Genomic DNA, 11,041 nt, shown 5'->3' with positions numbered 1-11,041 from the left:
CGGCATGGCCAACGGCGAGGAGAAGTTCCTCCCGGTGCGCGACAAGGGGCCGCAGAAGCGCTTCGCGCGCGACTACACCGACGCCGGCTGGCACCTGGGCGAGTTCCTGATGCCCGCCATGGTGCTCGTGATCATCATGACGTTCATCCCGCTGGACTTCTTCCAGTACTGGTCGTTCGTGGCGCTGTGGGTGTTCATCTTCTTCGTCGTGGGCGACATGATCATCCTCTCCCGCACCGTGAAGCGGAAGGCTGCGGCGAAGTTCGGCAAGGAGAAGCTCGAGAAGGGCCTCGGCTGGTATTCCGCGATGCGCTCCGTACAGATGCGCTTCATGCGCCTGCCCAAGGCGCAGGTCAAGCGCGGCCAGTACCCCGCCTGATCGCTCCCGCCGGGCACCCGCTCCTCGAGCGGCACGCGTCAGGAAGCGACCTCCTCAGACCGGAACCGGCTTCCGGCCCGGGGAGCGCCACGGATCAGTTCGCGCGCAGCCGCTGCAGACCGCGGTTGATCTCGCGCGCCCAGAGCGGACCGCGGTAGAGGAACGCGGTGTAGCCCTGCACGAGCGTCGCGCCGTTGTCGAGTCGCTGCTGCACGTCGTCGGCCGTCTCGACGCCGCCGACCGAGATCACGCAGAAGTCGTCGGGCACCGCGCCCCGCACCGTGCGCAGCACGTCGAGGGCGCGCGCCTTCAGCGGCGCACCCGACAGTCCCCCGGCGCCCATCGCCTCCACCTCGGCGGCCTCGGTCACGAGGCCCTCGCGCGAGATGGTGGTGTTCGTCGCGATGATGCCGGCGAGGCCCTCGTCGACGGCGAGGCGCGCGATGGCGGCGATCTCGTCGTCGGGAAGGTCCGGCGCGATCTTCACCAGGACGGGCGTGGAGCCGGCCGCATCACGCACCGAGCGCAGCAGCGGTGAGAGCGTCGCCACCGCCTGCAGTCCCCGCAGGCCCGGCGTGTTCGGCGACGACACGTTCACCGCGAGGTAGTCGGACAGCGGGGCGAGCATCCGCGCGCTCGTGACGTAGTCGGCGGTCGCGTCGGAGACGTCGACCACGCGGCTCTTGCCGATGTTCGCCCCGACCACCGCGCCGCTGCGGCGCAGGCGCGCGAGGCGACGTGCGGCGGCCTCGGCGCCGCGGTTGTTGAAGCCCATCCGGTTGATGACCGCGCGGTCGGCGATCAGGCGGAACAGGCGCGGCTTCGGATTGCCCTCCTGCGGGATGGCCGTGACGGTGCCGATCTCGACGTGTCCGAAGCCGAGGGCGTCGAGCCCCCGCACGCCGACGGCGTTCTTGTCGAAACCGGCCGCGACGCCGAACGGCGAGGGGAACACGCGCCCCAGCGCCTCGACCGAGAGCTCGGGCGCGGGGCGCGTGAGGCGGCGCACGACAGCCGCGACCGGCGCGAGGCCGGCGATGCGGATGACCGCCATGCCGAGGTGGTGGGCGGTCTCGGGATCGAAGCGTGCAAGGACGTGCCGGAAGAGGAGGGGATACATCCGCTCCAGGCTATCGGTCGGTCGGCGGTCAGGCCGACTCGTCGCCGCCCGCCGCCGCGTCGGCGAGCGAGGCGCGAGCGTGGTCGGCGCGCAGCTCGGCGATGGACGTCTCGAAGTCGTCGAGCGACTCGAACGCCTGGTACACGCTCGCGAAGCGCAGGTACGCGACCTCATCGAGCTCGCGCAGCGGTCCCAGGATGGCCAGGCCGATCTCGTTCGCGTCGATCTGGCTCAGACCGGTCTGCCGCACCGCCTCCTCCACGCGCTGCGCGAGGATCGCCAGATCCGCGTCCGTGACGGGACGGCCCTGGCAGGCCTTGCGCACACCCGAGATGACCTTGTCGCGGCTGAACGGCTCGACCGCACCCGAGCGCTTGATCACGTTCAGGCTTGCGGTCTCGATCGTCGAGAACCGGCCGCCGCACTGCGGGCACTGCCGGCGCCGCCGGATCGAGAGGCCGTCGTCGCTCGTGCGGGAATCGATGACGCGGGAGTCGCCGTGGCGGCAGAAGGGGCAGTGCATAGCGCGAAAGCCTACGCGGCGGAGCTCGGGAGATCCTGGTGGCGCGCGTCCGCGAACCGCGCCGTGATCGCCTCACCGTGAGCGGGAAGGGCCTCGGCCTCCGCGAGCGCCACGATGCCGTCGCGGACCTCCGCCAGCGCCGCGCGGTCGTACTCGATGACCTGCTGCGGGCGCAGGAACGTGTGCGCGCCGAGACCGGCCGCGTAGCGCGCCTGTCCCCCGGTCGGCAGCACGTGGTTGGATCCTGCGAGGTAATCGCCGAGGCTCACGGGCGCGTAGGAGCCGACGAACACCGCGCCCGCGCTCGTGCAGCGCGCCGCAGACGCGCGCGCATCCTGGACGTGGATCTCGAGGTGCTCGGGCGCGTAGGCGTTGCTGAACATCTCGGCCGCGGCGAGATCGTCGACCAGCACGATCGCCGACTGCTCCCCCGCCAGCGCGGCCGCCACCCGCTCGCGGTGACGGGTGGCGCTCGAGACCTCCGCCACCTCGGTCGCGACGGCCTCCGCGAGCCGCGCGCTCGGGGTCACCAGCACGGCCGAAGCCTGCTCGTCGTGCTCTGCCTGGCTGACGAGGTCGAAGGCGACCAGGCGCGGATCCGCGGTGTCGTCCGCGACGATCAGGATCTCCGTGGCGCCGGCCTCGGAATCGGTGCCGACGACGCCGGCGACCGCCCGCTTGGCGGCGGCGACGAAGTTGTTCCCCGGGCCCGACACGACATCGACGGGGTCGAGGTCGAGCGACGCGACGCCATGCGCCAGCGCGCCGATCGCGCCGGCTCCTCCCATGGCGTAGACCTCGTCGATGCCGAGCAGCCCGGCGGCGGCGAGGATCGTCGGGTGCACGCGGCCGTCCTGGTCGCGCTGAGCGGGCGAGGCGAGCGCGACGCTGCGGACCCCCGCGACCTGCGCGGGCACCACGTTCATCACGACGCTGGAGGGATAGACGGCCTTGCCCCCGGGCACGTAGACGCCCACGCGCGACACGGGCTGCCAGCGCTGCGTCACACGAGCGCCGGGACCGAGCTCGGTCACCTGCGGGGCGGGGATCTGCGCGGCCGATGCCTCGCGCACACGCCGGATCGCCTCCTCGAGCGCGCCGCGGACGTCCGCATCGAGGGACGCGAGCGCGTCGGCGATGTGCGCTGCGGGCACGCGCACCGCGTGACCCGTCACGCCGTCGAAGCGCTCGGCCTGCTCGCGCAGCGCCTGCTCGCCCCGCACGCGCACGTCCTCGACGATCTCCGCCGCGACATGCAGCGCCACGGCCCGGGCTTCTGCGGCGCGAGGGACGACGGCGAGCAGTTCCGCCGGACGAAGCGAGCGTCCGCGGAGATCGATGGTGCGCATCCCTCTATTCTGTCAGCCGCTCCTCCGGGTGGTGCTCGATGTCAGCCGCGCGTGATGCCCGAGACGTCGTGCAGGAAGCCGATGCGACCGTCGTCGTGGCGCACGACGTACGAATCGCCCCGGTCCTCGATCACGAGCGCCCATGCGGTCGGACCGACCCGGAACAGCGGCGCACCGTAGGCGTCGACGACGTCGCGCTCCTCCGGCGCGAGTGCCCAGAAAGCCTGCGGCGCGGGGACCGTGGGCTCGGGCTGCGTCGCGAGCTCGTCCTGCGTCACCGGCTCGGGCCGCGTCGCGGGCTCGTCCTGCGCCGCCGGCTCCGGCTGCGTCGCGGGCTCGTCCTCCGTCACCGCGTCAGGCCGCGTCGCCGGCTCGGCATCGGACAGGATCGGGTGGACGGTCGTCACGACGTCGTCATCCGCGCTCTGCGCGGCGGGGACCGCGGCGTCGCCGCCGGCCGGGGACTCGGCCGCGACGTTGTGCTCGACGACCTGCTCGGCGATCGCCTCGGTCTCGGTCGTGAACGGCGGCTCGGCGGCCTCCGACTGCGGAGCGTGTGCCGGCTGGGGCGTGTGAGGCGGAAGCGGAACCTGCTGCCCGTAGGCAGGCTCCCCGTACGGCGCCTGGCCCGGCGGCGGGAGCTGCTGCTGGCCGTACGTCGGCTGACCGTAAGGCGCCTGGCCGTGCTCCTGGCCGTAGGCCGGCTGGCCCCACTGCTGCTGCCCGTACGCGGGCTGCCCCCACTGCGGGGCGTGACCCGGCTGGGCGTACGGCGGCTGTCCGTAGCCCTGCGCGGGCTGGGGGTACTGCTGCCCGTAGGGTGGCTGGCCGTGCGCCTGCGGCCAGGCCTGCGGTGTCTCGGGTCGCGGTCGCTGCACGACCGACCGTGGGGCGCGGGCCGCCGGGTGCGCGACGCTCTCGGCACGGCCCGCGAAGTCGTCCTTGAACGGCGCCACGAACGGAGCGACGACCGAGAAGAACACTCCCGCCGTCGTCAGCAGCAGCTCGAGCCACACCACGCCGGAGAGGGTGAACGGGAACTCGTCGACGACGTTCTGAACGCCGTATCCCAGTCGGCTGAGCCACAGGACGGCCGCGACGGAGAAGGCGACCGACGCGAACTGGTCGACGGACAGGGATCCGACGCGCAGGCGTGTGGACGGCGACAGCCGGCGGATCACGAGCAGCACGCCCGCTGCGACCGGCAGCGCGACGCCCAGCACCCAGTCGAGCGAGGCGCCCCAGATCGACGCGTACCCCCGGTCGTACATCGAGAAGAACGACACCAGCAGGATCAGGCCCGCCAGCGCGACGAGGACCGCCTCCCGGATCGTGAACGGACCCACCCCGTGCAGCGGTGCCCCGCTTCCGCCGACGCCGGCCGTGCTGTGCTCCGCCGCGGTGGGCGGGTTCTCCGCGCCGCCGGGCGCGGAAGCAGGCTGCTCGGGAGCCTGCGGGGTGGCCGGATGCTGGTCGGTCACGCTGATCCTCTCGACGACGTGCTCGGGATGCGGTCGATCCTATCGACGCGCCTTATGGGCTCCCTGGGGCGGTTCTCCCCGGGTCAGGGGTGAGGACTCAGCCGAGGCACTGCGGCCCGAGCAGCGACTTGAGGTCGCCGAACAGGTCGGCCGTGATCCGCACCGGCAGGGGCACCTCGAACACCTTCGCCGTGCGGCCCTTGTGCATCTTGAGCCGCACCTCGGTGTCGCCCCGGTGGCGACGCAGCACATCGGCGAGATCCTGCACGACCTGCTCCGTCGCGCGCTGCTCGGGCAGCACGAGCGTGAGCGGGCCCGCCTCGTCGAAGGAGCCCACGTCGGGCGCGAACGCCGATTGCGCGTGCAGGTTCATGCCATCGTCCCGACGCGACACGCGCCCCTTCACGACCAGGATCGCGTCCTGCTGCAGGATCGGCTGGAACTCGGTGTAGGTCTTGCCCATGAACATGACCGTGACCTCGCCCTCGAAGTCCTCGACCGTGATCATGCCGTAGGGGTTGCCGCTCGATTTCGCCACGCGGTGCTGAGCGCTCGTTACGAGCCCCGCGACCGTGACCTGGTCGCCGTCCTGCAGATCCTCCGACGCCAGCAACGCGCTGATCGTGATGGTGCGGTGCTTCGCGAGCGGAACCTCGAGCCCCGCCAGCGGGTGATCAGACACGTACAGCCCGAGCATCTCGCGCTCGAACCCGAGCTTGTCCTTCTTCGTCCACTCGGGGCGATCCGGCACCTTCTGCACGGCCTGCGGCTCGTCCCACAGGCTGTCGAAGTCGAACCCGATGGCTCCCCCGGCCGCGTTGCGCTTGTCGGTGACGGCGACCTCGACCGCGCCCTCGTGAATCTCCATCAGAGCCCGCCGCGTGGACCCGGTCGAGTCGAACGCGCCGGCCTTGATGAGCGACTCGACCGTGCGCTTGTTCGCCACATGCAGCGGAACGCGGTTCAGGAAATCGTGGAACGACGTGTACGGACCGTCCTCGCGCGCGGCCACGATGCCGTCGACCACGTTGGTGCCGACGTTGCGCACCGCGCCGAGGCCGAAGCGCACGTCCTCGCCGACGGCCGCGAAGTAGTTGATCGACTCGGACACGTCCGGCGGCAGCACGCGGATGCCCATCCGGCGGCATTCGTTGAGGTAGAGCGCCATCTTGTCCTTGGAGTCGCCCACACTGGTCAGCAGCGCGGCCATGTACTCCGCCGGGTAGTGCGCCTTGAGGTACGCGGTCCAGTACGACACGAGTCCGTAGGCGGCGGAGTGGGCCTTGTTGAACGCGTAGTCGGAGAAGGGCAGCAGGATGTCCCACAGCGCCTTGATCGCGGCGTCGCCGAATCCGCGCTCCTTCATGCCGCCCGAGAACCCCTCGTACTGCTTGTCGAGCTCGGACTTCTTCTTCTTGCCCATCGCGCGACGCAGGATGTCGGCCTGGCCGAGGCTGAACCCGGCGACCTTCTGCGCGATGGCCATGACCTGCTCCTGGTAGATAATCAGGCCGTAGGTCGTGTCGAGGATGTCGCGCAGCGGCTCCTCGAGCTCGGGGTGGATCGGCGTGATCGGCTGCAGGCCGTTCTTGCGCAGCGCGTAGTTCGTGTGCGAGTTCGCCCCCATGGGGCCCGGGCGGTACAGCGCGATGACGGCCGAGATGTCCTCGAAGTTGTCGGGCTTCATGAGGCGCAGCAGCGAGCGCATGGGCCCGCCGTCGAGCTGGAACACGCCCAGGGTGTCGCCGCGCGACAGCAGGTCGTAGGCCGGACGGTCGCCGAGATCGAGCTTCTCGAGGTCGAGCTCCTCGCCGCGGTTCATCCGGATGTTGTCGAGCGCGTCCGAGATGATCGTCAGATTGCGCAGCCCGAGGAAGTCCATCTTGATCAGGCCGAGCGACTCGCACGCCGGGTAGTCGAACTGCGTGACGATCTGCCCGTCCTGCTCGCGGCGCATGATCGGGATGATGTCGAGCAGGGGCTCGCTGGACATGATCACGCCGGCCGCGTGCACGCCCCACTGGCGCTTCAGGCCCTCGAGTCCGACCGCGCGGTCGTACACCGTCTTGGCCTCGGGGTCGGTCTCGATCAGCGAGCGGAACTCGCTGGCCTCCTTGTAGCGCGGGTGCTCGGGGTCGAACATGCCGTCCAGCGGCATGTCCTTTCCCATCACGGCCGGCGGCATCGCCTTCGTCAGGCGCTCGCCCATCGAGAACGGGAAGCCCAGCACGCGGCCCGCGTCCTTCAGAGCCTGCTTCGACTTGATCGTGCCGTACGTGACGATCTGCGCCACGCGCTCGGAACCGTACTTGCGGGTGACGTACTCGATCACCTCGCCGCGGCGGCGGTCGTCGAAGTCGACGTCGAAGTCGGGCATCGACACGCGGTCGGGGTTCAGGAAGCGCTCGAAGATGAGGCCGTGCTCGAGCGGGTCGAGGTCGGTGATGCGCATCGCGTAGGCGACCATCGAGCCGGCGCCCGACCCACGGCCCGGACCCACGCGGATCCCGTTGTCCTTCGCCCAGTTGATGAAGTCGGCGACCACAAGGAAGTACCCAGGGAAGCCCATCTGCAGGATGATGCCGACCTCGTACTCGGCCTGCTTGCGGACCTTGTCGGGGATGCCCGCGGGGTAGCGGTAGTGAAGGCCCTTCTCGACCTCCTTGATCAGCCAGCTGTCCTCGGTCTCCCCTTCTGGCACCGGGAAGCGCGGCATGTAGTTGGCCGACGTGTTGAACTCGACCTCGCACCGCTCGGCGATCAGCAGCGTGTTGTCGCACGCCTCGGGGTGGTCGCGGAACAGGTGACGCATCTCCTGCGCCGTCTTGACGTAGTAGCCGTCGCCGTCGAACTTGAAGCGGTTCGGGTCGTCCAGCGTCGAGCCCGACTGCACGCACAGCAGGGCCGCGTGCGCATCCGCCTCGTGCTGATGCGTGTAGTGCGAGTCGTTCGTCGCGACGAGCGGGATGTCGAGATCCTTCGCGATCCGGATCAGATCGGTCATGACGCGGCGCTCGATCGACAGACCGTGGTCCATGATCTCGGCGAAGTAGTTCTCCTTGCCGAAGATGTCCTGGAACTCCGCGGCCGCGGCGCGGGCGGCGTCGTACTGCCCCAGACGCAGCCGGGTCTGGATCTCGCCCGACGGGCAGCCGGTCGTGGCGATGAGGCCCTTGCCGTAGGTCTGCAGCAGCTCGCGGTCCATGCGCGGCTTGAAGTAGTAGCCCTCCATGCTCGACAGCGAGCTCAGCCGGAAGAGGTTGTGCATGCCCTCGGTCGTCTGGCTCCACATCGTCATGTGGGTGTACGCACCCGAGCCCGACACGTCGTCGCTGCGCTGGTCGGGAGACCCCCACTGCACGCGCGACTTGTCGCTGCGGTGCGTGCCGGGCGTGACGTAGGCCTCGAGGCCGATGATCGGCTTGATGCCGGACGCCTTGGCGGCCTTGTAGAACTCGAACGCCGCGAACGTGTTGCCGTGGTCGGTCACCGCGATCGCCGGCATGCCGTAGTCGGCCGCCGCCTGCGTCATCGCCCCGATCTTCGCCGCTCCGTCGAGCATCGAGTACTCGCTGTGCACATGCAGGTGGACGAAGGAGTCGGAGGCCATGGATCGAGTCTAGGTTTCGCCTCCGACATGGCGGCCCGGCGCCCCGGGTGTCGGGATCGCCGGGCGCGTCGCATCAGTCGGTCGGCGCCGCGCGGTCGTCGATGCGGTCGGTCAGGCCGTCGACGCGGGCGATCGCATCGTCGAGCCCGGCGACGGCGGTCCACAGATCCGGATGCGCCGCGCGCACCTCGGCGAGGGACATGCCGGCGGAGCGCAGCGTGGCCAGGTCGTAGCTGAGGTTCGTGCGCGCGCTGGCGAGGGCGGCTCGCAGCGCGGCGGCCGCGACCGCGACATCCGCGACCAGGGTCGGATCGCCGTGCGCCGCGAGGTGCTCGAGATCCGGGATCGCCGCACGGGCCTGCGCGCCCAGCCTCGCCGATGAGCGCGCGGCCTCGAGCGACGCCCCCCGGATGGCCTCAGCGCGGCCGTCGTCGTCGCGGCGGAACGCGGCACCGAAGGCGCCTGACGCCGCGGCGTCCGCATCGGCCGCGTCCAGGGCCTCTTCCCGCAGCGCGCGCGCCCGCGCTCGCACCTCGTCCGCGTCGGAGTAGCCCGCGACCATCGAGATCAGGCCGGCCGCGAGCGCGAGCATGACGCCCGCCGCCGCTCCCCCGCCGGGGTCTCCCTGCGCCTCGCCGAGGCGCGCCGTCCATCGGTCGATGCTGGCGTCGCGCGTGGTCATCCGCTCTGACATGCGCCCATCCTCTCGGTCCCCGCGCCCGGCGGCCAGGACTTGACAGGCGCGGATCAGCGGAGGGAGGACACGGCGACGAAGGCCTTCTGCAGGGCCACCTTCTGCTGCTCGTACCGCACGGCGATGAAGATCAGCAGCGCGCCCGCCAGTCCCGCCCACAGCCACCACGGCACGACGGTGTAGGTGGTGGAGATCCACGGCCACAGCTGCGCCACGCCGTGGACGAGCGCGACGACCGAGCCCAGCACGAGCGGTGCCTGCAGCCTGCCCAGCGCGCCGATCACCACGAGCGCCACGGCGACGACGCCCAGGGCGACCACTCGCCAGAGCGCGGAGGGACCGAGGTCGTGCAGCAGCGACGGGATCAGCAGGAGCACCAGTCCCGGGCCGAGGGCCGACCAGCTGCGCGCGCCGGCCGCGCTGCGCATCCTGCGCGCTCCCAGCGCGGTGAGGCCGAGAGCCGGTGGGACGGTCAGCAGCTCGAGCGGCCGCAGGCCCAGTGCGAGCGCCCCGAGCGCGAAGACCGCGACGGCCGCCGTCGCGGCGATCCAGAGCCCGGATCCGAGCCTCGCACGCAGCGCGAAGCCCCCGCCGGCGACGACGGTGAGCACCGTGGTCGTCGCGACGGCGACGATCTGCGCTCCCGGCTCCGGCAGCGCGACCAGCCCCCCCGACTCGCCCAGCGCGAGCACCACCGCCCCGATACCGACCCCACCGGCCGCGACCTGCCGGATGCGAGGGTCGGACGCCCGCAGGAAGGCGACGGTCGCGACCGACGAGACCGCCAAGAAGCACGCGAACGGCCAGATCGCCGCCTCACCGACGGGATCGCCGTCCGTCGCCGCCAGATAGCGCGGGACGGCCGCGAGGACCGCGGTCGCGACGCCGCCCGCGGCGAGGACGGCGCCGAAGCGGGTCCAGGCGCGCGGGCGCAGCAGCCACGCGCCGACGCCCCCGCCGAGCGTGGCCACCGCGAAGATGCCGACGGTCGGCGCGAGCGCGCCCGCGCCTCCGAGCAGCGCGGCGAGCGATGTCAGCGCCACGCCCGCGATGGGCGCCGCGAGCACCCATGCGGACGCGACGGCGGTGCCCCGCCAGACGAGCACGGCACCGAGCAGCACCGCGCCGGCGCCCGCGAGGCTCGCCGGCAGCGCGGCGGCCTCGAGCGTCACGAGCACGCGGAACCCCATGACCAGCGCGCCCGCCGACAGCACGAGCGCGGACGGCACCGCGAGGGGGTGACGCAGGAGACCCGCAGCCAGCGCGAGCACCGTGCCCGCGACGATGACGGTCCACATCCGCGCGTCCGCGACGGGCGCCGCGAGGCTGGGCCCCATCGCGACCGCGAGCCCGCACAGCCACACGACGTGCTCGGCGCGCACCGCCTCGCCCGGGGTGCGGGCACGCCCCAGCAGCGCCGCGATCGCGCCCGCCAGCGTCATGGCCGCGATCGGCAGCGACACGAGCTCGATCGGCTCGTAGGTGCCGCGCAGCAGCGCGCTCGTCCCCAGCAGCATCGCCGCTGCGAGCGTCGTCCAGCGCGAGACGGCGGCGAACGGCGCCCTCGCGACGTGCGCGGAGGCGACGTGCACGACGGCGAGCACGGCGAACGCCGCCGCCTCCGTCGCGACGTCGCGCGGCATCACGAGCAGGGCGACGAGTGAGGCCAGGACGCTGAGCGGCGGCACGACGCGCGCGAACGCGCCCGGTCTGCGCGGCGGGCGCACGGCGCCGAAGGCCGCCAGGTACGCCGTGACGACCGGCAGGAGCAGCCAGACGTGCTCCGGCGCCCCGTCTGCGCCGAACACGAGAGCGAGCGCCCGGTCGTAGACGCCGACGATGATCGCCACGAGCGCCGTCGTGGCTCCGGACGCCGCGAGGCCGG

8 protein-coding genes are annotated in these 11,041 nt (G+C 71.8%); 1 reads left to right on the top strand and 7 read right to left on the bottom strand.

Going from position 1 to position 11,041, the window contains the following annotated elements:
• Positions 1–379: DUF3043 domain-containing protein (locus RIF89_RS06855; RefSeq protein WP_309068387.1), on the top strand; the 379-nt coding region annotated here is incomplete at its 5' end.
• A 94-nt stretch (positions 380–473) separates the two neighbouring features.
• Here RIF89_RS06855 and RIF89_RS06850 read toward each other — a convergent pair.
• The 7 genes from RIF89_RS06850 to RIF89_RS06820 all read right to left on the bottom strand — a co-directional run.
• On the bottom strand, positions 474–1,499 hold the full coding sequence (locus RIF89_RS06850; RefSeq protein WP_309068386.1) for a quinone-dependent dihydroorotate dehydrogenase: 1,026 nt from the start codon (positions 1,497–1,499) through the stop codon (positions 474–476).
• A gap of 28 nt (positions 1,500–1,527) precedes the next feature.
• On the bottom strand, positions 1,528–2,022 hold the full coding sequence (nrdR, locus tag RIF89_RS06845) for a transcriptional regulator NrdR (protein ID WP_309068385.1): 495 nt from the start codon (positions 2,020–2,022) through the stop codon (positions 1,528–1,530).
• 11 nt (positions 2,023–2,033) lie between these two features.
• Entirely contained in the window at positions 2,034–3,371 is a 1,338-nt protein-coding gene (hisD, locus tag RIF89_RS06840; protein ID WP_309068384.1) for a histidinol dehydrogenase, read from the bottom strand.
• A 41-nt stretch (positions 3,372–3,412) separates the two neighbouring features.
• Complete coding sequence (locus tag RIF89_RS06835) at positions 3,413–4,852, bottom strand: hypothetical protein (RefSeq protein ID WP_309068383.1); 1,440 nt, start codon at positions 4,850–4,852, stop codon at positions 3,413–3,415.
• A gap of 97 nt (positions 4,853–4,949) precedes the next feature.
• Positions 4,950–8,462 (bottom strand): DNA polymerase III subunit alpha, encoded by a 3,513-nt coding sequence (dnaE, locus tag RIF89_RS06830; RefSeq protein WP_309068382.1) that lies wholly within the window; start codon positions 8,460–8,462, stop codon positions 4,950–4,952.
• A 73-nt stretch (positions 8,463–8,535) separates the two neighbouring features.
• Positions 8,536–9,156 (bottom strand): cyclodeaminase/cyclohydrolase family protein, encoded by a 621-nt coding sequence (locus tag RIF89_RS06825; RefSeq protein ID WP_309068381.1) that lies wholly within the window; start codon positions 9,154–9,156, stop codon positions 8,536–8,538.
• A gap of 53 nt (positions 9,157–9,209) precedes the next feature.
• On the bottom strand, positions 9,210–11,041 hold a 1,832-nt coding region (locus RIF89_RS06820), incomplete at its 5' end, for an SCO7613 C-terminal domain-containing membrane protein (RefSeq protein WP_375294445.1).

It is taken from the genome of Microbacterium sp. (genome assembly GCF_031178525.1).
GTDB lineage: Bacteria > Actinomycetota > Actinomycetes > Actinomycetales > Microbacteriaceae > Microbacterium.
This window is presented reverse-complemented; position numbering and strand designations above follow the sequence as displayed.